General features: G+C 48.3%; 15 protein-coding genes. 7 read left to right on the forward strand and 8 right to left on the reverse strand.

Annotated elements, in window-relative coordinates; all coding sequences use genetic code 11:
• Window positions 1-427 precede the first annotated feature (427 nt).
• The 3 genes from ACFVYJ_RS10150 (at window position 428) to ACFVYJ_RS10160 (ending at window position 4,287) form a co-directional block, all read left to right on the forward strand.
• Window positions 428-892, forward strand: coding sequence for a hypothetical protein (locus ACFVYJ_RS10150; RefSeq protein ID WP_419415707.1), 465 nt, complete (start codon window positions 428-430; stop codon window positions 890-892).
• A gap of 114 nt (window positions 893-1,006) precedes the next feature.
• Window positions 1,007-1,969, forward strand: a complete 963-nt coding sequence (locus ACFVYJ_RS10155) for a winged helix-turn-helix domain-containing protein (protein ID WP_419415706.1) — start codon at window positions 1,007-1,009, stop codon at window positions 1,967-1,969.
• A 260-nt stretch (window positions 1,970-2,229) separates the two neighbouring features.
• On the forward strand, window positions 2,230-4,287 hold the full coding sequence (locus tag ACFVYJ_RS10160; RefSeq protein ID WP_419415705.1) for a 4Fe-4S binding protein: 2,058 nt from the start codon (window positions 2,230-2,232) through the stop codon (window positions 4,285-4,287).
• Between the two features lie 65 nt (window positions 4,288-4,352).
• Here ACFVYJ_RS10160 and ACFVYJ_RS10165 read toward each other — a convergent pair whose 3' ends face one another.
• The 4 genes from ACFVYJ_RS10165 to nirB all read right to left on the reverse strand — a co-directional run bounded on the left by ACFVYJ_RS10165 (window position 4,353) and on the right by nirB (window position 9,972).
• Window positions 4,353-4,520, reverse strand: a complete 168-nt coding sequence (locus ACFVYJ_RS10165) for a YqaE/Pmp3 family membrane protein (protein ID WP_419415704.1) — start codon at window positions 4,518-4,520, stop codon at window positions 4,353-4,355.
• Window positions 4,521-4,610: 90 nt separating this feature from the next.
• Window positions 4,611-5,564 (reverse strand): hypothetical protein, encoded by a 954-nt coding sequence (locus ACFVYJ_RS10170; protein ID WP_419415703.1) that lies wholly within the window; start codon window positions 5,562-5,564, stop codon window positions 4,611-4,613.
• A gap of 311 nt (window positions 5,565-5,875) precedes the next feature.
• Entirely contained in the window at window positions 5,876-6,223 is a 348-nt protein-coding gene (gene nirD / locus ACFVYJ_RS10175) for a nitrite reductase small subunit NirD (protein WP_419415702.1), read from the reverse strand.
• Window positions 6,224-6,240: 17 nt separating this feature from the next.
• Window positions 6,241-9,972: a nitrite reductase large subunit NirB gene (gene nirB, locus ACFVYJ_RS10180; RefSeq protein WP_419415701.1), complete on the reverse strand. Its 3,732-nt coding sequence runs from the start codon at window positions 9,970-9,972 to the stop codon at window positions 6,241-6,243.
• A gap of 464 nt (window positions 9,973-10,436) precedes the next feature.
• Here nirB and ACFVYJ_RS10185 point away from each other — a divergent pair, with 464 nt between their 5' ends.
• Genes ACFVYJ_RS10185 through ACFVYJ_RS10200 form a run of 4 tightly spaced genes read left to right on the forward strand, consistent with a single transcriptional unit; the run spans window position 10,437 to window position 19,323 of the window.
• On the forward strand, window positions 10,437-13,580 hold the full coding sequence (locus tag ACFVYJ_RS10185; RefSeq protein ID WP_419415700.1) for a CheR family methyltransferase: 3,144 nt from the start codon (window positions 10,437-10,439) through the stop codon (window positions 13,578-13,580).
• Complete coding sequence (locus ACFVYJ_RS10190; RefSeq protein WP_419415699.1) at window positions 13,580-15,661, forward strand: diguanylate cyclase; 2,082 nt, start codon at window positions 13,580-13,582, stop codon at window positions 15,659-15,661. The genes ACFVYJ_RS10185 and ACFVYJ_RS10190 overlap by 1 nt, the downstream gene beginning before the upstream one ends.
• Before the next feature lie 42 nt (window positions 15,662-15,703).
• Window positions 15,704-16,162 (forward strand): response regulator, encoded by a 459-nt coding sequence (locus ACFVYJ_RS10195; RefSeq protein WP_419415698.1) that lies wholly within the window; start codon window positions 15,704-15,706, stop codon window positions 16,160-16,162.
• Window positions 16,163-16,188: 26 nt separating this feature from the next.
• Window positions 16,189-19,323, forward strand: coding sequence for a hybrid sensor histidine kinase/response regulator (locus ACFVYJ_RS10200; RefSeq protein ID WP_419415697.1), 3,135 nt, complete (start codon window positions 16,189-16,191; stop codon window positions 19,321-19,323).
• Here the strand turns inward: ACFVYJ_RS10200 and ACFVYJ_RS10205 are convergent.
• The 4 genes from ACFVYJ_RS10205 to ACFVYJ_RS10220 form a co-directional block, all read right to left on the reverse strand.
• Complete coding sequence (locus tag ACFVYJ_RS10205; RefSeq protein WP_419415696.1) at window positions 19,312-21,027, reverse strand: protein kinase domain-containing protein; 1,716 nt, start codon at window positions 21,025-21,027, stop codon at window positions 19,312-19,314. The two genes, ACFVYJ_RS10200 and ACFVYJ_RS10205, sit on opposite strands and share 12 nt — an antisense overlap.
• Window positions 21,028-21,098: 71 nt before the next feature.
• Window positions 21,099-22,568: a NarK family nitrate/nitrite MFS transporter gene (locus ACFVYJ_RS10210; RefSeq protein WP_419415695.1), complete on the reverse strand. Its 1,470-nt coding sequence runs from the start codon at window positions 22,566-22,568 to the stop codon at window positions 21,099-21,101.
• A 216-nt stretch (window positions 22,569-22,784) separates the two neighbouring features.
• Window positions 22,785-23,687 carry an ABC transporter ATP-binding protein gene (locus ACFVYJ_RS10215; RefSeq protein WP_419415694.1) on the reverse strand — a complete coding sequence of 301 codons (903 nt, stop codon included), beginning with the start codon at window positions 23,685-23,687 and terminating at the stop codon, window positions 22,785-22,787.
• 21 nt (window positions 23,688-23,708) lie between these two features.
• The gene (locus tag ACFVYJ_RS10220; protein WP_419415693.1) at window positions 23,709-24,695 is read right to left on the reverse strand and encodes an ABC transporter permease; all 987 of its coding nucleotides are present in this window, start codon (window positions 24,693-24,695) and stop codon (window positions 23,709-23,711) included.
• Window positions 24,696-24,754: the final 59 nt, after the last annotated feature.

Here is a 24,754-nt window from a genome sequence, read left to right on the forward strand (position 1 = left end):
TTAACTGACCTTACAGCCGTGAAGTCAGATCTTGTCTGGCATTAAATAAAGCGGACGCCATTTTTAAATGGCGATTTGATGTTGTAATCAGCGAACTGGCTTCACGCATCTTTGATGCCTGAATTTTTGCTTCTGGGCTGATGCCTGTAACCGACTTTGTTTCTCCGTTTTAAAGGTCTTTTAAATGTGGTCACTTTACCGTTGCCCCGCTTAATAATATCTAAGGTTATTTGGTTGTTGCATGTTGACCCTCAAAATCTAAGTTAAGATTGCAGGGCTAGAAAAATGAAATCAATCGCCATAATTGGTTCTTGCGAATAACTGGCAACTTTCTTTTATCTTTCTGGCAAATTTCGTTACTTTTTGCTGTTTTATACAGACTTCTCAAAAAATAAAAAATTTATGGACTTTTCAGGAGTAGTATAAAATGAATAAAATAAAAGCAACAAAGGAAATGAGAACGGTTTTTTTGTCAGAGGTTTATGGTGAAGCGGCATTTAAGTCTGCTTTTACTTTGTCTTCTGGGGATAAAAAAAGAAAAGCAGGTTTGCTTTGGCAGCTAGAGAGTCAGACCAAGCAGTGTGTGGCTGAATATTACGAAAGTGAAAATATTGGTTTGCCTTTGTCTGTGTTGTCTTCGTTTAAAGGTAAAATAATTGGAGCTATATTTCCATTTTTTCCATGGCGTTTGGTTTTGAATATAATTTTATTTGAAACAAAAGGCTATTTTATTTTATTCGAAAGGCTTGAGAGCCAGGCTGATGAAAAACATAAAGCATTTTTTAAATATCTTGTCGATCATGAGATAGCAGTACGTGTTTTTGCTCAACAAGAACTTGACCGTAACCCGGAAGCGGCAGAACAAGCAATTATTACTTTATTAAAGACTTAAAATTCTTGCTTGGGTCGCATGAATATGTATTTTTCATATTTAGTACCGTTGCTCTCATTCATTACCTAGTTTAATCTGATATGATGTTCATGTGTTTGTCAGGTTCATACGTGTATGATTTTTCGAATATTATTGTCTTTTTTGTTGCGTGCTTTTATGGTGGTTCTGTATTGTTATAGCCCCATCAGCTCAGCTGAGAATGAGGCTGTAAAATCAGCTGCTGTTGGTATATTGCACCAACAAAGTTTGTTAATTGAAAAATTTGCAGTAGAGCGTGCACTTACTGAAGTACGATTGCATCAAGCAGCCTCTCCGTTAATTCAAGCCATAGGCATTTGGAGTGACAGCAAGACTATATTTCCCGATCCGGAAGATACCCCTCATATTTTCGATGCTGTTATTGCGCATAACAAAAGTCGTCTTGAATATTTGCGAAATGTAGAGGTACAACCTGCTTTAGAAGCTTTTGATATCCATGCTGATAGGATTTTTTACTGTAATAAGCTGTCTTTTTCGATTTGTCTTCTTGTAAGTGCTGATGAACTGGCGAGTACAATTAATGTATCTAAAGCGGAATTGGTAGCAAGTATTTTCACTAAAGGTAGTGTATCCGCATTAAAATATAATCTGGCTATATTGGTAGGGGTGTTATGTGTCACGCTTTTAAGCGTATATTTAATTGGATTGATATTTAAGTTTTTTATTAAAAGAAGATTTAATGATAATTCGTTGGGAAGGGAGGGCGCGCCGGAAATGGAATCATCTTCACCACATATTATTCATATGGGTGATATGGAGATAGACTCTAAGCGTATGTTTGTCAGGCGTGGTCAGTATCAGGCAAATATAAGCCAAAGGGACTTGAGGTTATTAGTCTACCTAGCTGAAAATCCAGATGTAGTCATTACTAAAGATCAGCTTTATAACGTAGGGTGGGGACGTGAATTTGTGCCCAATAGCCGATCTTTAGAGCAGCATATCCTTACTCTTCGGAATAAAATCGATCCTAAACGTGAACGTGTAGTTCTCATCGAAACGGTACATGGACAAGGTTATCGTTATCCCAAGCCGCTTTAAAATTATTGATTCTTAAGTTTTTTTAGCAATATATTTGCATTTTTCTTACAAAATTCTGACATATATTTGCCGACTATCTTGTACATATCAAGCTTGCCCAGCGCTTAGGTTTAGGCGCTGGCCACTCGCTGCTATTTCGGATGATCTTGGTAATGTTGATGTCTCGCTTGTTGTGCCTCTTGCCACTTTTTTTGTTATACGCCCCTACGGCTTTTACTGCTGGCTCAGTTGAAAGTTCCAGTATTAAGGTGGTGAGCGTTATGAATAAAGTGAAGTTGACCTCATTGTTCCCAGAACCTTACGAAGTGGGTGATAAAGATCCAGAGCTTGAGTTATGGCCACTCATGAAACATGAGGTTACTGGATTGAACTTAATTGGGTATATTTATGAGTCGATTAATTACTCTGTAATTCCAGGATTTATGGGCGTGCCATATAATTTATTGGTTGTGATCGATACGGAAGGAAGTTTTTTGGATGTGCAGGTATTATTTCATCGAGAGCCTATGTTTGTTGGTGGAGTAGGGGAAAAGCCTATGTTCGAATTTATAGAGCAATATAAAGGTCTGTCCCTAATGCACAACATTAAATTTAACGAAAATCAAGGTCAGAGAAAACCGAGTGATGGTAAAAATACTTACCTTGATGGTATTTCAGGTGCAACGGCCTCTATCCGAATACTTAATCAAACATTGTTGTCTTCTGCGTTAAAAGTTGCCCGTGCACGGTTAGGTTTTGGTGGCGGCAAAGATCCAGACTTGATTGCTAAAATTGATACTGAACTTTTTCAGGAAATGGGTTGGCAAGCTTTGTTAGCGTCAGGTCTGATCAAACGAAAAGTGGTCGACAACCAAACAGTAAAAACGCTATCTGTGGATGCTCGCGTTGCAGGTGGAGGAGCAAAAGCTGATCAGCTGTCGGAAGGTCCACTGATTGAGCTGTATGTGATGGATCTTGCTATACCTACGATCGGAAAAAATGTACTTTCGCCGGAAGCTTGGGCTTTTTTGCAGGATAATCTTGATACTGGAGATCATGCGATATTAGTTGTTAGTACGGGGCGGTATTCCTTTAAGCATGACAATACTTTGCGAGGTGGCATCTCTGACAGGCTTTTGCTACGGCAAGAAGGGTTGCCCGTCGAGATGCGTGATTTGGATTTTGATGACCGTACTGACCTTTATGAGATGGACTACAAGGTAAAACTGCCCTTGAGCCTTAAAGATGCGGATTGGATGGTGTATAAAATCATCGATACTTCTGGTATCGATATTGCCTTACCTCTAGATTTCGAATTATCTATAAATGGCGATGGCTTGTCGCAGGCGCCTACTTTATCTAATAGCCTTTTTTTTAGTTATATTGTACCTGAAAATTATTATTTTGAAGCTGATGGTGGAAATAAAACATGGGTTTCTATTTGGTATAAACGCCAATGGGATGTTTTTATTTTGGTCATTGGTTTGGTGGTATTGATATACATATTATCTATGCCGAAATGGATGCTTAAGCAGCCTATAACTTTTCAGCGGATTCGATTTTCATACTTAATTTTTACCTTACTTTTCATTGGATGGTATGCCCAAGGCCAGCTATCTATCGTAAATATAACCGGTGCAATGCAAGCGCTATCTGCAGGCGGAAACCTACATTTCTTTTTATATGACCCTATGACATTAACTCTCTGGATTTTTGTCATATCAACGTTCTTCTTCTGGGGACGTGGGGCTTTTTGCGGTTGGTTATGTCCTTTTGGAGCAATGCAAGAAATGCTTAGTAAAGGTATGGCATTTTTTAGCCTCAAGCCATATGAGCCAAGTGATAGGCTAGATTGCTGGCTCAAACGTGTTAAGTACTGCGTTCTATGTTTGATTTTAGTGGCTGCGTGTATTTCCCCTGTATGGACAGATCGTTTGGTTGAAATTGAACCGTTCAAGACAAGCATCACGCTGTATTTCGTGCGTTACTGGCCTTTTGTGCTTTGGGCCATTTTAACTGTTTGTTTTAGCGCATTTATTTACAAAGGCTATTGTCGATACCTTTGTCCACTAGGTGCGGTTATGGCAATCATGGGTAAATTCAGGCTTTGGGACTGGTTAGTGCGCCGCTCTGAATGTGGAAGCCCATGTCAGTTATGCAAAAAGAGTTGCCAGTATGAAGCGATTAAGCGTGATGGCACTATTGATTATGACGAATGCTTTCAGTGTTTGGATTGTGTTGTTATCTATGAAAATGACACTCTATGCGTACCTAAGATCGTAGAAAAACGAAATGGTAGAAAGCTGAAAACCTCATCTGACGTTATAGCCGTTGAATAATTGATAGCACATCGCGGGTCATGTAATGCTGACGGACAGGGACCTGTCCGTCATGAACGGTACGGTTAGCCTCTTTGTTTGGTTACGACTAGCCAGACAGCGTGGGCGATACCAGGTAACCAGCCAAGGAAGGTAAGGATCAAATTAAGGACCAGGTGCTTGGTGGCACCTACCTGGAGGTAGGCACCCAGTGGTGGTAACAGAATGGCACAAATAAGGTTAACAATGTTCATAACCGGCTCCATTGGTTAAATGTTGTCCGTTTAATCTACTCCAGTTGGAATAGAAATCACAGCTGTTTTTGTGCGCTGCACAAAATAGACTTATAGCTGAGCTTCTGCCAGGCGTAGGTCCACAATTGACTTTAACAGCTTGAATAGCTGAACCGACGCTTCAATCTCTTCTTTGCGATTGGTCAGGCTCTCAATATTGAGGCCGAGGGGGATACCCAAAGGCAGTACTGCTTCAAGAATCTGTTCCAGGTTGCTGCGACAGATTCGGATCGATTCCTGCAGCGGGTTTTCAGCATCCAAAATGCGAATGTTGGTGGCTTGTGGCACAGAGATCCCCAGCCACTCCATGAATTCCAGCGTTTTTGCGCTGCCGCAGGGGGTAAAGGTGAGAATGACCCGCTGCGGGGTTAAGCCCAGTGTTTTGCATTCCCGGGCATAACTGGTCAGCATATCGATTGTGGCTTGAGGGTTGTAAACGGCCTGCGAGACGAAGAACTCGCAGCCATTCTGGCCCTTGCTGATCAAGCGCTGGTGTTCGTTACCTTTTTTTGCATGCCGTTCAGCGATAGTGACTCCGCCCAATTGATAGGGCAGTGGCTGTGCGATCAGGGTGCTGTAGGCATCATTCAGGCTCAGTTTGATTTCCCCCTCTGATGAGGGGCTGCCAACCAGGACAATATCTCGTATCCCGTATTCCTGCCAGGCTTCGTTGAGCCAGTCGGTAAACGCTGCACGATCGCGCTGAGAAACGCTTTTATAGGTGACTACCGGTCGGCCGGAGCGCTCCCGCAGCAAGCGGGAATACACGCGTGGGTCCAGGGTATGCATAAACGGAAATGGGCGCGGAGTGTTAATCCGGCTGCTTTCATCCTGGATGTCGTAGACAATCATGCCATCAAACTCCAGAGACTGGAGCCGGGCGAGCAGTTTGTCAGCGATCTCGGTCATTTTTTCCGCTGATGTGCCCTGTTTAGGAGGTGTGGTGCCAAACAGGTAGACCCCACGCGTAGGGTCGGTAAATTTTTCTCTGAGATCCGTATTCATTATCCATTCTTTCGCTGGCCGGTAAAAACTTCGGCAATTCTAACAACATTTGCAGGTAAGGTGCTGTATGAGACAGATGAAACTTTTTGCAAATAAAATGAATGTTTTTAATGAAGCGTGAATTTATTTGCAACAGCATCTGTTTAAATTTGCGGAGTTTGCTGCCGCCGATAAAAAAACCGCTACCCAAGGGTAGCGGTCAAAAAGCCCAGCAATGTCAGAAAGTGGGCAAGTAGTCCCAAAGGTAGGGGTATGACTACCTAAGGGGCAGGAAGCTCATCCGTGAGCGGGTAGTATCATGAGTGTCAGCCTCAGGCTGACACGATCTCGACATCGTCACCCTTCAGGCGAACCGGCCAAACCGGTACCCGTGTCCCAGCATCCTCCAGGCAAGCGCCAGAGGTCAGGGAAAAGTGTTGTTTGTACAGCGGTGATGCGACAACCAGCTCACCTTTGAGGTCGCCGACAATGCCGCGTGCCAGTACATTGGCGCCGCTGAACGGGTCGTGATTGCCGATGGCAAACACTTCAGTATCATTTCCAGGCAGGTAGAACAGTGCTACCTGCTGGTCTTCGTGCCAGGCTGCGACCCCGGAAAACGGGATCAGGTCGGCCTTGGTACACAGTTTTGTCCACACAGTATTAGGATTTGCAGTCATGGTTTCTTTCCTCACAATCAGGCCGGGCGAATCTGGTCGCGTTCGATGATGTTTACGATCTGTGGATCATCACGCTCGTCATCGTTAACGAAGGTACGGAAACGCTTGAGTTTTTCCGGGTCCTCAATGGTGGATTTCCACTCGCACTGATAGGTTGAAACCACGTGTGCCATCTGTGTTTCAAGTTCTTCACAGATACCCAGTTTGTCTTCGATGACTACTTCGCGCAGGTAGTCCAGACCGCCTTCCAGGTTATCCATCCAGACGGAGGTACGTTGCAGGCGATCACCGGTTTTGATGTAGAACATCAGTACGCGATCGATATATTTGATCAGGGTGTCGTCATCCAGGTCGGTGGCAAATAGATCAGCATGGCGTGGTTTCATACCGCCGTTACCACATACGTACAGGTTCCAGCCTTTCTCGGTGGCAATTACCCCGATGTCTTTGCTCTGTGCCTCCGCACATTCACGGGTACAGCCGGAAACCGCAAATTTCAGTTTGTGGGGTGAGCGCAGGCCTTTGTAGCGGTCTTCGATGTCGATCGCCATGCCGACACTGTCCTGAACACCATAACGGCACCAAGTGCTGCCGACACAGGATTTTACGGTACGTACCGATTTGCCATAGGCATGACCGGTTTCAAAACCGGCATCAACCAGCTCTTTCCAGATCAACGGCAGTTCATGTATCTGTGCACCAAACAGGTCGATACGCTGGCCACCGGTGATTTTGGTGTAGAGGTTGTATTTTTTGGCGACTTCACCCAGCACGATCAATTTGTCAGGGGTGATTTCACCGCCGGCAACACGCGGTACGATGGAGTAAGTACCGTTTTTCTGCATGTTTGCCATGAAGGTGTCGTTGGTATCCTGCAGGGCAACCAGCGGTTCATCCATGATGTGCTCGTTCCAGCAGGAAGCCATGATGGAAGCGGTGGCGGGTTTACAAATATCACAACCCAGGCCTTTGCCGTGTTTCTGGATCAGGTCGTGGAAGCTACGGATGCCCTCAACCCGAACAATGTGGTACAGCTCTTCGCGGGTATACGGGAAGTGTTCGCAGATGTCTTTGCATACTTCAACGCCGCGTTTTTCCAGCTCGTGATCCACCAGGTTTTTCAGCATGGCAGCACAGCCACCACAACCGGTGGTTGCTTTGGTTTCTGCCTTGACGTCAGCCACCGAGGTCGCGCCACTATCAATGGAGCAGCAGATTTGCCCTTTGGTAACGTTAAGGCATGAACAGATCGTGGCAGTATCTGGTAGTGCATCCGGGCCTAGGGTCGGTGCCGCAGCGCCGTCCATTGAAGGCAGGATCAGCGCCTGTGGTTTTTCCGGTAGATCAATACCGTTCAGGGCGTACTGCAGCAACGTGTCATATTTGCTGTTGTCACCGACCAGTACTGCACCCAGCAGTTTGCTGCGGTCTTCGGAGACGATGATGCGGTAGTAGGTCTGCTCATCTTCATCCAGGTAACGGTAGCTGATGCTGCCTGGTGTACGGCCATGGGCATCACCAATAGAGCCAACATCCATACCCAGTAGTTTCAGCTTGGTGCTCATGTCAGCGCCGGTAAACAGGTTGTCGCTGTCACCATTAATAGCGGATACGGCGACTTTTGCCATGGTGTAGCCCGGCGCTACCAGGCCAAAGATCTGGTTATTCCACAGAGCACATTCGCCGATAGCGTAGATGTTTTCATCGGATGTCAGGCACTGGTCATCAACGATGATGCCGCCGCGTTCGCCAATGGTAAGTGCGGAACTGCGTGCCAGGGCATCCTGTGGGCGAATACCGGCAGAGAACAGGATCAGGTCGGTTTCGAGATGTGAACCATCACTGAAGTTCATGCGATAGCGGCACGTCTCGCCAGCGACGATTTCAGTTGTTGCTTTGTTGCAGTGGACGTCTACATCCAGGGCCGCAATTTTTTGCTTCAGCAGTTCGCCGCCATCTTCATCCAGCTGTACTGGCATCAGACGTGGTGCGAACTCCACGACATGGGCTTTTAGTCCCAGTGATTTCAGAGCGTTGGCTGCTTCAAGACCCAGCAGGCCGCCGCCAACTACCACACCCACCTTGGAGGATTCAGCGCTAGCGCGAATCTTATCCAAGTCTTCCAGGGTGCGATAGACAAAGCAGGCCTCACCATCATTACCCGGTATTGGGGGGACAAACGGGTAAGAACCTGTTGCAAGAACGAGTGTGTCGTAAGGGTAGGTGCCTTGCTCGGTGAAGACCTGCTTTGCATCGCGATCGATCTGTGCTGCACCTTCATTCAGGTGAAGGTGAACACCATGTTCTTCATAAAAATTGTCTTTTACCAGACAGAGGTCTTCATAGGTGGAGCCACCGAAGTATTCGGACAGGTGCACGCGGTCGTACGCGGCACGGTCTTCCTCTGCAAGGATATGAATTTCGTAGTCGGCAGCCACACCACTGGTGACGAAATTTTCCACAAAGTGGTGGCCTACCATGCCATTACCGATAACAACTAACTGACGTTTACTCATAGATATACCCAGATTTTCTGCCTGAGTTTGCGACGTACAGAATGGGCTACCAAAAAGCAGCTGTGCTCTGTCGGCACTCAGGTCGTTGTTTTGTTTCAGTTGGTCGAAATACCACTGTCCTTCCCGGACATCGCCGTAGAGTACGGCACCGACCAAGCGGTTGTTGCGCAGCCAGAGTCTGCGATATTCGTTGTGTTGCAGATCCCGATAGACCAGTGTTTCGGTGTCTTCGGCATCTGTCAGGGAACCGCAGGAGAAGAGTTCAACACCGCTCACCTTGAGCTGTGTGGCAACTGCTTCGTCACGGTAAAGGACATCGTTGCCCGCGAAGTTTTGGCTTAGCACATCCGCCTGTTGCCAGATGGGCGCAACCAAACCAAAAATCTGCTCCTGGTGCTGACAGCATTCACCCAGGGCATATATGTCAGCGTCGCTGGTCTGCATCTTTGCATCGACCAGAATGCCACGCTGGCAACTCAGCCCGGCATCCTTAGCCAGTGCTGTGTTCGGTGTAATGCCGATGGCGGTAACTACCAGATCGGCAAGAATTATTTCGCCGTCGGCCATACGTACAGAATCCACGGCATCCTCGCCCTGAACTTCTTCGGTAATGGCATCAAGACGGAATTGCATGCCGCGACTTTCCAGCGCGGTTTGCAGCAGGCCAGCAGCGGTTTTATCTAATTGATTATTTAACAACCAGGGTGCGCGCTGCAGCACGGTGACTTTCATGCCTAGGCGGCGCAGGCCTTCAGCCGCTTCCAAACCCAGAAAACCACCACCAACAACCACTGCATTTTTCTTGTTGGCAGCAAGCTGTTGCATCCGTTCCACATCCTTCAGGGTGCGGAAACTCATGACGTTGTTTTTTTCCAGGCCAGGAATGGGTACTTGAGTGGGGTAAGAGCCGGTGGCAATGATCAGCTTGTCATACGGAATATGCAGGCCTTTTTCGCTAATAACCTGTTTGTGGGCACGATCAATACGAACGACAGGGTCGCCGCTATGCAAAGCAATACCGTGATCGGCATACCAGGAGGTGGACAGGGTCATGACCTGATCCAGTGTCTTTTCACCGCCTAGTAGAGGAGAGAGCAATACCCGGTTATAGCTACCACCCGGTTCTTCACCAAAAACAGTGACGTCGAACAGGCCCGGACTGCGCTCCATGAGGAGTTGCAGCAGGCGGCCTGTTGCCATCCCGTTTCCAATTATGACCAGATGTTGTCTCATGTAATGTCAGACCCCGTAAATAAAAAAAGGCGTTCTTCCCTCAGCAGTTGTCTGCTGGAGTAGAACGCCTTTGTTCTTAATTCTCGGTAAAAAAGTAATGCGGCTTCCGACATTGGAAGTGAACTGATTTTAATAAAGCATGTAGTGTGCCATATTATTTAAATTCTTATAAAACAGTATTTTATGTTTTATTGGTGCTTTTTTGTGCAATAAATCAAGCCCTAACTGGCTTGTTTATGATGCGACTGCACAATCATTGCCCAGTTTTGGTGCGCGATCGATTTATGAGATACAAGAGCTACTTGAACTTCATCGTATGCTTATATATAAATTTCCGTTGGCTTATACTCATTCATTGATTTCCCTGGATAACTTTGACTCAGAGCGGGGGTGGTTCTGAGTGTATTCAATTTATCTATAAACAGGCCGCTTTCAAATCAGGTGTGCTGCCTAAGAGAATCGGTATGACTGACAATAATACAGAAACGGATTTGCAAAATGTCACACAGGAGCGTGGCGATGATGTGCGACTGGAACAGGCAGAGTTACCTACTGAAAAAATGCCTGATATAGAACCGTCAGTTGAGATAGATAAAAAAGACCAGCCTCTGGAGAGGCCTGCTGCCGTCGACCCGGAAAGTTCGCTGATTGTGGTTGGTGTGGGGGCCAGTGCCGGTGGCCTAGAAGCATTACAGAGTATGGTGTCAAATCTGCCGCCTGACATCAAAATGAGCTTTATCGTGGCACAACATCTGTCGCCTTCTTATCGCAGTATGATGGTGGATCTGTTGGAGAAAGATTCCACATTGGCCATTTGTGCAGCTAAGGATGGTGATATTTTGCGTGCCGGGCAGATATACATATGCCCTCCGAATCATAATATCGAGCTGTATCCCGGCGATACCATCAAGCTAACCAGTTACCCAGACGTGCGTTACAAACCGCGCCCATCAGTAGATATGTTGTTTGAATCTATCGCTCTGGTCAAAGGTGAACATGCCATTGGTATTGTTTTGTCCGGTACCGGTAGTGATGGTGCCCGTGGCATCAGGGCGATCAAGGGCGAAAACGGCCTGGGCATCGTGCAGGAACCTTCCAGTGCCAAATATGATGGCATGCCAAATGCTGCCATTAACTCCAGTAATGTCGATTTGATTATTCCCGCCACTCAAATTGGCGATGAACTGCTCAACTACATGATGTTTCGGCAAAATCGGGCTATCGACAGTGAGCAATCGATGGCACGGGAAACCTACAATGGCATTATCCGCCTGCTGAAAAAACACTGTGATGTGGATTTCGGCCTATATAAAGAAAACACCATTTTGCGGCGTATCGAACGTCGCATGACCACGTTGAAAATCCGCAAGGCGGAAGAGTACCTCAAGTATCTGAACAAGAATTTGGATGAGGTGACCTTCCTGTTCCAGGATATGCTGATCGGTGTGACCTCTTTTTTCCGTGATGGGCGCGCGTTTGAGCAACTCAACACTGAGCTCAAACACTATGTACATAATAAGAAAGAGAAGGTGCTCCGGGTCTGGTCGGTAGGTTGCTCTACCGGTGAGGAAGCCTACTCACTGTCGATGATGATCAGTGAAATTCTGGGCGATAAAATCGTCGATTATAAAATTCAGATATTCGCGACAGATATTGATAAGCAGGCAATTGATTATGCTCGTAACGGGGTTTACCCGGAGGTGGCGATTCAGAACCTGCCAAGATACATGAAGGAGAAGTACCTGCTGGTTAAAGGTGACCAGTATGAGGTGATCAAGCAGATCAAGGCGATGGTGATCTTCTCGATCCATGACGTGAACAGTGATCCACCTTTCCTGCGCCTTGATCTTATTACCTGCCGTAACTTGATGATCTATTTCACAGTTGAGTTACAGCGTCAGATATTTCCTACGTTCCATTATGCGCTCAACCCCAAGGGGCTGATGATGTTGGGGCAGTCGGAGTCTATCGGTGTTTTTCAGGAGCAGTTTAGGCCGCTGGTGAAGTCCGGAAAGATCTATGAAAGTGTTTATATTGGTAAAAAACTGCCACCAGAACGCAATAACAAGCGCCGCCCACCTTTGGCCGATTATGTTGACCTGGTGGAACATCCGCCTTCCCGTCAAACCGGTGCCACTAAAAAGCTCGATGATCAGTTTGTGGAGCTGATTATTGAACGTCTGCAACAATTGGTGCTGCCGCATGCAATTCTGATTAATGAAAACCATGACATTATCTTTACTGAGGGGCAAAACCCCCTATTAGTGCGACCGCAGGGGCTGCCAACCAATAATATATTCCGCAATATGCACCCTCAGCTGACGGTGGAGTTGCGCTCTGCCTTGCATTCACTGGAGTGTGGCAAAGAGAAGGCTGATACGGGCTTCCACGCTCTGGTGATCGATGGTGAAGATGTCTGGGTTAAGCTGTTATTGATCCGAATTGTAAAAGAGAATCCGCTGGGCAATCTGACCCTGATATTCAGCCAGATCGAAGATCCGATGAATATCCCTATGGTGAACCAAGAGGGAGACCTCGCCAACGAAGCCATGGTGCAGGAACAGCAGCGCTTGCTGGTTAAAACCAAAGAACAACTGCAGGATGTCATCGAAGAGTTGGAAACCTCCAACGAAGAGATGCAATCCATGAATGAGGAGCTGCAAAGCTCCAATGAGGAGCTGCAGAGCTCCAATGAAGAGTTAGAGACTACCAACGAAGAACTGCAATCCACCAATGAAGAGCTGCAAACAGCCTACTCTGAGCTGCGTGTCGCTTATGAAGATAAAGAGCAGCAACAAGCAGAACTCTTACAGCTGCGCAACGAACTTGAGCAGTCCAACAGCCTGTTAGAAGAAGCGGAGCGAATCGGTCGCACTGGGTCTTGGTTGTGGGAGGTGTCCAGCCGTAAATTTACCTGGAGCCGTGGTTGTTATCGGATCTTTGGCCTGGATGAGCGTGTGTTTCATCCTTCATTTGAAGCCTTTATCGGCTTAGCCCATGCTGATGATCGCAATCGCCTGGAAGAGCACCTTAAGGGCCTGCTGCAAAATAAAGTTAAACAGCCATTTGTCTTTAAGTCACCGGTTGGTGAGACGGGGCTCAAGGTTATCTCGCTGGAAGCACTGGTGTCTTTTAATGACCTTAAACAGGCAGTCAAGGTCATGGGCAGTATGACGGATATCACTGAGAAGGTTGTGTACGAGCGGAATAATTCTGAGCATAAGGATAAAATTAATTTCATCCTGAATAGCAGCATGAATGCCGCATATATTTATGATGTACATGATCAGCAGCTGGCATTTATCAATCCGCGCTTTACTCAGCTGCTTGGTTATTCGCAGGATGATCTGGACGAAATTAACACAGATGATTTCTTAAAACTGTGTCACAGTGCTGATCGTAAACAGTTACAGGCATTGTTCACTCAGTTCCAGTCATCAGCTAAAGCAGGGCAGACCTACCCACTGACCTATCGTTTAAAACTGAAGGGCACGAAAAAATTCCTCAAAATTCATGCGAATCACGCGATATATGAAATGAGTGAGATCACTGGCATGGCCAAACAGATTCTGGTTACTTTCTTTGCCGCGGAGAACGTCGAGAGTTAATGCTGGAAAATGATGACGCTATTACCAATGCGCTTTTAGGGCTGGCTAAGGTCACAGGCGTGCCGCGGACGACCAAGTCTGATGATGGGTTCGATGGTGTCGGTTTTGCCGTCAAGTCCTTACTGCATAGTCCTCTGCCGCTGCTTGTTACCGATGAGCGGCTATGTATTTGTTATGCCAACCAGGCTGCTACGTCTATTATCAACCTGTTACGGGGGCAGCGAGAACAATCCATACTGAGTCTGGGGAAGTGCATTGCCAGTCCATATGGTGATTTCATCCGCTGGTTACAGGGGGACAGTGCCAGCGGTCTCGAAATCCGCTTGATGATCACGCATCCAAATGATTTTGTCGTCTATAAGCACGCTTTTGAGTACGCCGGTAAGCTTTATTATGCCTTGGCATTTTGTTCGCGGGATAATTTGCTGTTTCTTAACCGGGAACTGAATATCTATCAGGCTGCCTTCAAATATGCCCGTCAGGCCATTTTTATTACTGATGGCAATGGCATCGTTATATCGGTGAATCCCGGTTTTTGTGAACTATCAGGGCTTGCTGATCGTGAAGTGGTTGGTCGTTCGATGGAGCAGCTGTTTAACCGCAGCGATATGCTGCAACGTGCGATCAACGACACTCTGGTTGATGCTACCTTCTGGGAGGGGCGGGTGCTGGTGAGAGACCTGACTGGGCAGCATATCCATGCTCAGCTAAAAGTGGTTGATGCCGATCCTGAAGCGACCAATCCTGATGAGGCGGTCCGGATATGTATACTGGAAAATATTGAAGCGCAAATGGCCAGGGAGAATGCGCTTAAGCGCAGTGCTGAAACCGACTCCCTTACCGGGTTGTATAATCGTGCCGGCTTTGATCGCTACTTTATGGAAAGCTTCAGTGAGGCCCAACGAACGGGTGAAGGATTAACCTTATTGTTTGCCGACCTGGATAATTTCAAGGCATTGAATGATAACTTCGGGCATGCGCTTGGTGATCAGGTGTTAGTCCATGTCAGTCAGCGGTTACAGCATAACCTGAAAAAAGCCGATTTTATTGCTCGTATCGGGGGTGATGAATTTGTGGTTGTGCTCAACGGAAGTCTCAGCGACACGGCCAAGAATATAGTGGCTAGCAAGTTGGTTACCAGCCTGGGCCTTCCGTATTTGCTGCAGGGTACAACCTATCATTGCTCTGTCAGTATCGGGATTTCCAGTTATCCTGACGATGCTATTCATGCAAAGGCGTTGATGAATACAGCGGATCAAGCGATGTATCAGGCCAAGGAGTCAGGTCGAAATCAGTTTTGTGTCTATCAAACAGCGTCGCAGGCAGATGACCTGAGTTCTGACGCTTCTGTCGCACTTGCGCTGCCAGATAACGCTGGGCTGGATCAATTAAGTCTTCGGTTCTCCCCCTATTATGCAATCGGCAGTCAACAGGTGGCGGGGGCACTGGTTAGCTTGCAACCGCAAGCGACGTTAAATTCTGCTCTGCCCGAGGGCGCGGAAAGTACCGAAATGACAATGCTGAAGTTGTCGGAGCTGTTTGCATATTTTGACCGAAAGGCAGCTGATATTGTTCGCCTACCGTTGACTATTGCGGTTAAGCCTGCACACCTTATGGCACCTGATGTGGTGCGATTTATGAAAGCCAAGCAACAGACTTATCCTGATCTCGTGGAGCTGATCTGGCTCCAATTAACCGCTCAGGACATTCGTGATGCACAACCGGACTTGATTGCGCAGCTGGGTTATTTGTCCGGCTTGGGTTACGGCCTGGCAGTTGAGGGTATCGGTGAATCGCTGAGCTTGCATAGCTGGTTAAGTGAGTTGAATTTTAATTTGGCTATTCTATCTTCAGATATATGTCAGCCCGGTGATGCTTTAACAGCCACGGTGCAGACTTGGCGTGCTGCGCTGTGCAGCTTTTTACATCATATGAATTCGCGTATGCTGGTAGCGACAGGCACTGACATGGCCGGAAATGAACTGGCGGAATGGGGTGTTGATTACTGGTACCAGGCATTAACGCCTGCATCAGTGGATACTGAAGCGTATATTGCGCTGCTTACCCAGCAATCTTCTTAGTTGTCGTTCTCTTCTACATTGCCAATTTGAGGCAGCTTTCTCATGAAACCAAAAGTTTTAGTCGTCGATGATGAACTCTCTGCGCTGGCGTTGCTCACCTCAGTGCTTGAAGCGGGCGTAGATGTGCTGACCGCCGAAAATGGTCAGCAAGCAATTGCGAGCGCTATTGCGGCCCAGCCAGAGCTTATTTTGCTGGATGCGGATCTGCCCGATATGTCGGGCTTTGAAGTGTGTCGTCGGCTAAAGGAAGAGCCTAAAACCCAACAGATACCGATTATTTTTCTCACGGGTTTTGATGATTTATTGTTCGAAATACAGGCGTTTGAGGCGGGTGCGGTAGACTATGTCGTGAAATCGGTCAGCCCGGTTCGAGTATTGATGCGGGTTCGTGCACATATTAAAAATGGCCGCGATATTGAATTTGGTAATATTTCACCGCTGGTGAAAAGTTATCTGGAAAAAGCGGTTAGGGAAAAATCTTCTACATCTGAGATTGAATAATTGCAGCATAACCAGGACTGATCGCTATGCCCATGGAGCTATTCCGCCGCGCCAGCGCCTTGATGCTGGGAACTCTGTTGCTGTGTTTGTCCTTGTTTGCCTGCTGGCAGTTGTATCAGTCTGATCTCGAGCAGCGGACGGAACAGCTTCGGCAGACCCTGCGAAGTGAAGCCGCGCGCGACTGGGCCCTTTTCAGTGATCGGTTATTGCGTTACTCCTCGAAATTGATCAGCTTAAAGCTGGCAAGTGTCGAGAGTGGCCTCTTTAATGAAGCGGGCAACCCAGAACAGGACATCAGCCAGCGGCTTTTCAGTCAAATATTTAGTGATATGCCGGAGCTGGTGCAAGCGCGGTGGCTGGATGCGCACGGGCAGGAAAAGTTGCGCTTTAATCGTGCCGTCAGTGGCAGGCAGGAAGCCAGCCAGATAGTTGCCAGTACCATTTTGCAGGATAAATCCGACCGCTATTATTTTCGCGAGGCGATAAAGCTGCAATCCGACCAGGTTTATGCCTCAAATTTTGATCTCAATGTTGAATTTGGCCATATTGTTGAGCCTTATCAACCCACCTTGCGATTAGCGAGCCCTGATCGCACCGCTTCGGGTGAGCTGCGCGGTGTGATGGTACTGAACTTCGATGTAACGTCATTGTTTGCCGATCTGGCGTCAAGTTTTGATGAACACATCATGCTGCAAGTGGTTGATCAGTATGGTAGTTGGAAGTTACATACCGAACATCCGGAGCTAAATTGGCATGATCTGCTGCACAACTCTGGGCGCTCTATGGCGACTGAAGCACCACAGCAGTTCGCCAAATTGGTCGCGCTCCAGCGTGGCAAACGTTTGCCAGATGACAGTCCGTTTGAGCTATTGCAGGAGTTGCCGCTCAATCAAATTTTTGCCACAGAATATCGTCTGTTTATGTTGGCATATATTCAGCCTGCAGCGGTGACGGCGTTGCACCATGAGGTCATCTCTAGGGCACTGTGGTACTTAGCACTGTTGTTAGGCATTTCTGCGGCTTTTGTCTTCTGGGTTCGGCGAAGTGAGCAGCAGCGTCGCAAGTTACTGCTTAAGCTTCAGGAACAGTTGCGGCATACAGAATCGGCCAGCGCCTATAAATCCCGCTTTTTAGCTAATTTGAATCATGAGATAAGGACGCCGGTCACCGCGGTACTCGGCATGGTCGAGCTGCTGCAGTCAACTGACCTCAAACCTGATCAGAAGCAGCGCCTGGATTTTATTGCCGCATCGACAGAAGACTTGCGCAAGGTGGTTAATGATCTGATGGACTTCAATAATATTGAAGCCGGACGAGTGGCTTTACATCCGCGCTATTTTAACCTGACTGAAATCCTGGAACAGACCGTTCAGCTGTTTGCCACCTCCGCTGAACTGAAAGATTTAGAGCTGATCCTCGAACACGACGCTGAACTGGCGAATCTGGATATTTATAGTGACAGTTTCCGGTTGCTGCAGGTACTGAATAATCTGCTTAGCAATGCAATCAAGTACACCGCTAAAGGCTCTGTCCGTATCAAGGTCAGGGCTTTATCGCGACAAAACGCCACCATCCAGTTGCTGTTTGAGGTGATTGATACCGGTGTGGGTATTGAGTCAGCAGTAGTGTCCCAGTTGTCCCTACCGTTTGATCAGGGTGACTTGTCGATTACACGCAAGCTGGGTGGTACTGGGTTTGGTCTGGCCATTGTTAACTATATGTTGTCGCTTTTCTCCAGTCAGCTTGAGATCGAAAGTAGTCTCAGTAAGGGTAGCCGGTTTAGCTTTGTATTGGGTGTGCCTTATCGGACAGTAGAGCGTCTAGCTCCATTGGAAAACAGCAATTTGGCTGCAAAACGGGTGTTGGTGGTGGATGATCAGCCGCTGGTGGCGAATGGCCTGGTGCATATGCTGGAACACTGGGGGGCAGATGTACAATCCGTATTTGACGCAACCGCCGGCCTGGATCTGGTGCAGCAAACCCAAGCCAGTGAAACGCCCTATGATGTGGTTATGATTGACTGGCAAATGGCCGGTGGGCGTGGTGTGGATCTGATACAGCGTCTCAAATTAAATAATGAGTTGCTGGATTCGAACGCACCATTACGGGTGGTGGTATTGACCAGCCATTCTGCAGAACCTCAACTGGCCACCAGTAGCCTGTATGAATCGGGTATGTGTATATTACATAAACCGGTGACATATAGCGGACTGCAAGCAGTCTTGGAGCAGTTGGGTTGGGTCGTTGTTGTGGGTAACAAGAAGCAGGAAGATCGGGCTCAGATACGCGATAAGCTGATACGGCGTCTGCGTGATCAGTTGGCCTATAGTACACCGCCGCGGATCTTGCTGGTGGAAGACAGCAAAACTAATCAACTGGTAGTCAAAGAGCTGATCAGTAGTTTTGGTCTAAGCTGCGATATTGCCGAAAATGGTGAGCAGGCTCTGATGATGTCGGCAGGTGTCAAATATGATCTGATTTTAATGGATATCCAGATGCCGGTGATGGATGGGCTGACTGCAACTCGCGAGTTCAGACAGCGTTATTCACATAAAGAGCTGCCGATTATTGCATTGTCGGCCGCAACCCAGGACGAAGATGTGATTGCTGCCGAGGCAGCCGGGGTGAATGCACATCTGGCGAAGCCGCTGGATGTGCTGAAGTTGCTCAATGTGATCATTCAATTCTGGCAACCGGTACTTAAAGCGAACAGGACTCCTCAGGCAGCGGTGGAGAGTCAATTAAGTGTTCTGTCTGATGTTTCTGGTCTTGATATTAATGCTGCGCGTCAGTTACTGCAGTGCTCGCCGGATTTTGAACTGGATAACACCGTCTATAAGTGGTTGGGGCTGGAAGCTTATCAGCGCGTCTGCATGGGTTTCTTGCAGGATATTTTGCCGCAACTGGATTATTGGCGCGTGTCAGGGGGCGACCAGCCGGACGGGCAAAAACGCAAATTTATACACCGTTTGAAAAGTGCCGCAGGCAATGTGGGTGCGTTCCGTTTGCAGGCGTTGGCAACCCAGGTCGATGAACGTTTGTCACTGGGGGAAGATGTGGATATCAGCAACTTGTTAACGCAGCTTGAAACCGTCTGCGGTATTCTTAAGCCGCTAGTAGGGGATTCCCCTGATCAAATCCAGTCGGATTTAAAAGGCTAACTGCAGAAGATTCCCTACCAGCAGCGCCAGCGCCAGCAATTGCCAGACCAATACCGGTTTGCGCTCAATTAACGGCTGTTGCATGACTTTATCGGACAGACCCTGATTGGGCTGTGTCAGATCCTGCAAAAACTCTGAAAATGCCATATAGCGGAAACGTGGATTCGGTTGCAGCGCTTTGCGCAGGCAGCCTTCTACCCACAGTGGCAGATTTTTTCGGTGCTGTAGCGCGGGCGTGTAGTTCAGGTCGCTGTAGCTGTTTATCCGCGCCTGGCTGGTGGACATTTCAGTATAGGGCAGCATGCCGGTTATCATTTCGTAGACAATGACAGACAGTGAGAACATGTCAGACAGATAACTGCCAGGTTCGCCCAGCAGGTATTCCGGCGCCACATAGTTAACCGAACCTTGGGGAATGGATTTATCCAGAGGTGAGTTCATCTCTTCTACACCGGCGATTTTCACGGTGCCGAAATCGAGAATCTTTACCCGCCCGTCCTGATTAATCATGATGTTTTCTGGCTTCAGGTCCTGGTGCACCATATCAGCACGCTGAAACGCACGCAGCCCATGAATGATCTGCCGGGTCAGGCTGCGTACTTCGTCTAGTGGGGGAGCAGGGTTGTCGTCCATCCACTGGCGCAGGTTCATGCCCTGAATATGCTCACCCAGATAGTACATGAAACGTTTTTCCCGCCGCGGTGCGTAGGTTTTCATGACATGGGGGTTATCCAGGTGCTGGCCAACCCACTCCTCACGGATAAAACCATCCAGATACAGCGGGTCTTCGGAAAAATTACTGGAGGGCGCTTTCAGGACATACTTTTCCTGACTGTGCAGGTCTTTTACCAGATACATATGACTACGGGTGCCGCTGAAGATCACTTCCAGCACTTCATAATCATCAATTTTGTTGCCCACGGCCAGTACGGGAGGGATAGGCAGCTGCAGCAGCCGGTCGTGGCTTTCGTCCAGAGTCTCCAGCGGTAGCTGGTCAACGACAATGATCAGGGCGGTAAGGTTATCCTGGCTACCGTTTTTCAGGGCGGTGTCGATCAAGGTCTCGGCAGCTTGTTCCGGGTCATCTTTGGCCGAGTGGAGAATCTTTTTTAGATCACGATTACTGATATATTCATGAATACCATCGGTGCTAAGCAGCAGAATATCGTCTTGTTGTAGCAGACGGGTGGCATAATCCACTTCTAAATGCTGATCACCACCCATGGCACGCGTCAAAATTGTGCGGCCGGAAGAGAGCCGTACATGATCCCGGGTGAGTTGTTCCAGTGAGTTGTCCTGCATCAGATAGATGCGTGAGTCACCCACATGAAACCAGTGCAGAGTATTTGATTTCACTACCGCAGCGGAAAAGGTACAGAGCATACTGTCCTGTTCCCGGGTATGTTGTTGATTTTCCCGATGCAGCCAGCTATTCAGTCCGGTTAATACCCGGCTCACAGAGTTACTGACGCTCCAGCTATGCGGTGTGCTTAAATAATCCTGCAGGAAGCTGGTGACGCTGGTTTGGCTGGCGATATGAGAGTCCTGACAGTTACTGACTCCATCGGCAACCGCTGCTGCAGCGCCTTTGTAATCCAGGTCAGCTCCAGAGGGGAGATGAGCGGCAAACGCATCCTGGTTAATGGATTTAACGCCGGCGCTAGAGCGGCCGCCAAAACGCACTTTCAGGGATTGTTTGCTCATCTAAGCACTACCAATCAGGAAAACAGAGGGATGAAAGCCCGGTGGTCAGAGACCACCGGGTAAAGCTTGGGTCAGGTTACCTTGATCAGCTCAACGCTACCATCCTCTTTCACCTCAGCCATGTGGCCTTTTGGCTCTTCAAGGAACAGCAGGGTAACGAAGCCGAGCACCGCTGTAGCAGCGATAACGGTGAAGAAGGCACTGTATTCAACCATGGACAGTACGGTCAGATAAAATACTGCACCGACGTTACCATACGCACCGGTCATACCTGCGATCTGGCCGGTCAGGCGGCGTTTGATCAGTGGTACTACGGCGAACACGGCACCTTCACCGGCTTGGACGAAGAAAGAACAAACCATCGCGGCGGCAACAGCCATAACCAGTGGCCAGGTACTGTCGATCAAGGACATAACGGCATAACCTACTGCCAGACCCGCTGTCAGGATCAATAGGGTTTTCTTGCGACCAAAACGGTCACTGATAAACCCACCGCCCGGACGCGACATCAGGTTCATAAAAGCATAGGCTGATGCCACCAAACCGGCATACACAGGGTCCAGGCTAAAGGTGTCAGCAAAGAAGAGGGGTAGCATGGAAACGACTGCCAGCTCAGAACCGAAAGTGGCGAAGTACAGGACGTTTAATACAGCCACTTGCTTGAACTTATAACGCTCAATTTCAGGTACCGGCGTCGTAAATATCTCTTTGTTAACCTTGTAGGCACCGTACCAGTCATAAATAAATATAGCCGCCAGACCGATATAGATACCGGTTGCCGCCATATCGGACAGAATGGAAACGCCTGCAGGAGACAGTTTCCAGGTCAGCAGGGACAGTGCAGCGTACATTGGCAGCTTCATGATCAGTAGGAAGACAAAGTCAGATTTACTGGTGACTTCCATACCGCCAATGCGTTTTGGTTTGAAATAGGTGCTGCCTTTCGGAGTGTCACTGACGTTTTTGTACCAAATAAAGCTGAAGATCAGGCTCAGAGCACCTGTAATACCGACCGCATAACGCCAGCCATCTTCACCGCCAAAGATAAGCGCCAGAGTTGGCAGGGCCATCGCGCCAGCGGCAGAACCGAAATTGCCCCAACCGCCGTAAAAGCCTTCAGCCGTGCCCAGCTCATTCGCCGGGAACCATTCTGAAACCATGCGGATGCCCACGACAAAGCCGGCACCAATAAAGCCCAGCATGAAGCGAGATACTGCCGCCTGAACGAAGTCGGTTGACAGGGCAAACATAAAGCAGGGGAAACTGGCCAGGAACAGCAGCGCAGCATAGGTGATACGCGGGCCGTATTTATCGGTCAACATGCCGATGATAATTCGGGCCGGAATCGTCAGTGCTACGTTAAGAATCAATAGCGTTTTAACCTGGGGTTTGGTCAGGCCGAGTGATTCAGCGATGGCTGCCAACAGTGGTGCATGGTTGAACCACACGAAGAAGGTGATAAAGAATGCAATCCAGCTCATGTGCAGGATTTTCATCTTGCCGGTGAATGAGAGCAGATTAAAATTGCCGCTATTGCTCATGTTTAAGGCCTCAAAATTTATGCAAATAAAAAGGCGTTCAACTCACAGGCTAGACTCGCTAGTCGGTGAATTGAACGCCTTTGTTCAAAAATGTATCAAAAAGACCTGTTATGCAACTTTTTGGTGCGTCATTGCGCCTGGGGTCGCATCAAGCCGGACTGTTCAGCTATCTCTGTCAGTCCGGTGATTCGCCTTTGATACCGGGGCTGGCGGAGATTATGCAGCTTCTTCAGCCTGCTTTGTCTTTTTCTCTGATTCAGGGCTATGCAGTTCCTGTGCCAGCTTTTCGTCTTTGGCTTCGTCTTGCTTGGCAATATCCGCATCAATCGGCTTGCGTTGCTTCTCGTACAGGAAGCTCAGCACTTCATGGCGATAGTGGTTGTATTTGGCGTCATCCGCCAGTTCTATACGGTTACGAGGCCGCGCCAGGTCGATATCAAGAATCTCACCTACGGTTGCCGCCGGGCCGTTGGTCATCATGACAATACGATCGGACAGCAGTACTGCTTCATCTACATCGTGGGTAATCATGATCACAGTGTTGTTGAGCTCTTTTTGGATCTCCATGAGTGAGTCCTGCAGATGCGCCCGTGTCAGTGCGTCCAGTGCACCAAACGGTTCATCCATAAGCAGAACAGTAGGTTCCATCGCAAGAGCCCGAGCGATGCCAACCCGTTGTTTCATACCGCCGGAAATCTCATCCGGACGTTTGTGCATGGCATGTTCCATATGTACCAGAGACAGGTTATGTACAATCCAGTCACGCATCTCTGCTTTGGTTTTGGTTTTGCCAAACACCTGCTTCACCGCCAGTTCAACATTCTCATAGGCTGTTAGCCAGGGAAGCAGTGAGTGATTCTGAAACACCACGGCGCGTTCAGGGCCGGGGGCATTGACTTCTTTGCCGTCCAGCAGGACACCGCCTGTGGTCGCTTGATAAAGGCCGGCAACAATATTCAGTACAGTTGACTTGCCGCAGCCAGAGTGACCGATCAGGGAGACGAATTCCCCTTTGCTGATGGTCAGGTTCACATCCTGCAGGGCTTTAAAGGGGCCATGAGGTGTGGGAAAGTCAATCTCAACTTTGGTCAGTTCAAGATGATTCGGTGGAATACTCATAATCTCTCTCCTCGCGCCCTGTTAACGGGTAATCGCATTTTTGTCCCAGGAAACTTTACGCTGCAGCAGTAACATGCAACGGTCCAGCAGGAAGCCGATCATGCCGATGACCAGTACGGCGACCATGATGCGGCTCAGGGACTGGGAGCTACCATTCTGGAACTCATCCCAGACAAATTTACCCAGACCTGGGTTCTGCGCCAGCATCTCTGCGGCGATAAGTACCATCCAGGCGATACCCAGTGACAGTCGTAAGCCGGTAAACATCATGGGAATAGATGATGGCAGTACGATTTTAATAATATGGGTCATCCAGCTCAGGCGCAGCACCTGAGAAACGTTCTGTAGATCCTTGCTGATATTGGATACGCCGACAGCGGTATTCAGCAGAGTAGGCCACAGAGAACAAAGTGATACAGTGATCAGCGAAGTGATAAATGACTTGGCGAACATTGGATCATCGCTGACATAAACAGCACTCACAACCATGGTCACCAGCGGTAGCCAGGCCAGCGGAGATACTGGTTTGAACAGCTGAATCAGCGGATTCAGCGCAGAATAAAGTTGTTGGTTCAGACCGATCATGATGCCGCCGGGAATGGCAATAAAGGAGGCCAGTAAAAAGCCACTCATGACCGTGATCAGGCTGGTGCCGATCTGGTCGAAAAATGTTGGTGCACCGGTGTAAGGGCGGATGCGTACTTCAGCATCTGGATTTTTTTCCAGTTTTTTCGCGTTACGCTTTTCCTGACGTTCGATAAACGCCACTTCACGTTCACGTTCAGCGCGGTGCTCTGCAATCAGACTTATGGACTGCTCATAAACCGCTTTGGGGCCAGGAAATACGCCGAGTGATGTGTTGATGCTTTTAGCACCGACTTCCCAAACAAACAGAAATACCAGCAGACCAACCAGAGGTAAAAGCACGGTTTTACTCAGCTTGGCCAGGCCAGCTCGTGGGTTTTCAAACAGGGCGCTGAGGCCCAAAGTAGCGATCATTTGACTCATAACAGGTTACTCCCTCGGTGATCTGGGCCCCTCCGCAGCGCGGAGGGGCTAGGGTGGCA

This window comes from Pontibacter sp. JAM-7 (assembly GCF_048548695.2).
GTDB lineage: Bacteria > Pseudomonadota > Gammaproteobacteria > Pseudomonadales > Balneatricaceae > Neptuniibacter.

What these genes read in the sequence shown, in the direction of transcription:
- ACFVYJ_RS10150 (WP_419415707.1), top strand. Translation starts at nt 428, where the DNA reads ATGAATAAAATAAAAGCAACAAAGGAAATGAGAACGGTTTTTTTGTCA.
- ACFVYJ_RS10155 (WP_419415706.1), top strand. Translation starts at nt 1,007, where the DNA reads ATGATTTTTCGAATATTATTGTCTTTTTTGTTGCGTGCTTTTATGGTG.
- ACFVYJ_RS10160 (WP_419415705.1), top strand. Translation starts at nt 2,230, where the DNA reads ATGAATAAAGTGAAGTTGACCTCATTGTTCCCAGAACCTTACGAAGTG.
- ACFVYJ_RS10165 (WP_419415704.1), bottom strand. Translation starts at nt 4,520, where the DNA reads ATGAACATTGTTAACCTTATTTGTGCCATTCTGTTACCACCACTGGGT.
- ACFVYJ_RS10170 (WP_419415703.1), bottom strand. Translation starts at nt 5,564, where the DNA reads ATGAATACGGATCTCAGAGAAAAATTTACCGACCCTACGCGTGGGGTC.
- nirD (WP_419415702.1), bottom strand. Translation starts at nt 6,223, where the DNA reads ATGACTGCAAATCCTAATACTGTGTGGACAAAACTGTGTACCAAGGCC.
- nirB (WP_419415701.1), bottom strand. Translation starts at nt 9,972, where the DNA reads ATGAGACAACATCTGGTCATAATTGGAAACGGGATGGCAACAGGCCGC.
- ACFVYJ_RS10185 (WP_419415700.1), top strand. Translation starts at nt 10,437, where the DNA reads ATGACTGACAATAATACAGAAACGGATTTGCAAAATGTCACACAGGAG.
- ACFVYJ_RS10190 (WP_419415699.1), top strand. Translation starts at nt 13,580, where the DNA reads ATGCTGGAAAATGATGACGCTATTACCAATGCGCTTTTAGGGCTGGCT.
- ACFVYJ_RS10195 (WP_419415698.1), top strand. Translation starts at nt 15,704, where the DNA reads ATGAAACCAAAAGTTTTAGTCGTCGATGATGAACTCTCTGCGCTGGCG.
- ACFVYJ_RS10200 (WP_419415697.1), top strand. Translation starts at nt 16,189, where the DNA reads ATGCCCATGGAGCTATTCCGCCGCGCCAGCGCCTTGATGCTGGGAACT.
- ACFVYJ_RS10205 (WP_419415696.1), bottom strand. Translation starts at nt 21,027, where the DNA reads ATGAGCAAACAATCCCTGAAAGTGCGTTTTGGCGGCCGCTCTAGCGCC.
- ACFVYJ_RS10210 (WP_419415695.1), bottom strand. Translation starts at nt 22,568, where the DNA reads ATGAGCAATAGCGGCAATTTTAATCTGCTCTCATTCACCGGCAAGATG.
- ACFVYJ_RS10215 (WP_419415694.1), bottom strand. Translation starts at nt 23,687, where the DNA reads ATGAGTATTCCACCGAATCATCTTGAACTGACCAAAGTTGAGATTGAC.
- ACFVYJ_RS10220 (WP_419415693.1), bottom strand. Translation starts at nt 24,695, where the DNA reads ATGAGTCAAATGATCGCTACTTTGGGCCTCAGCGCCCTGTTTGAAAAC.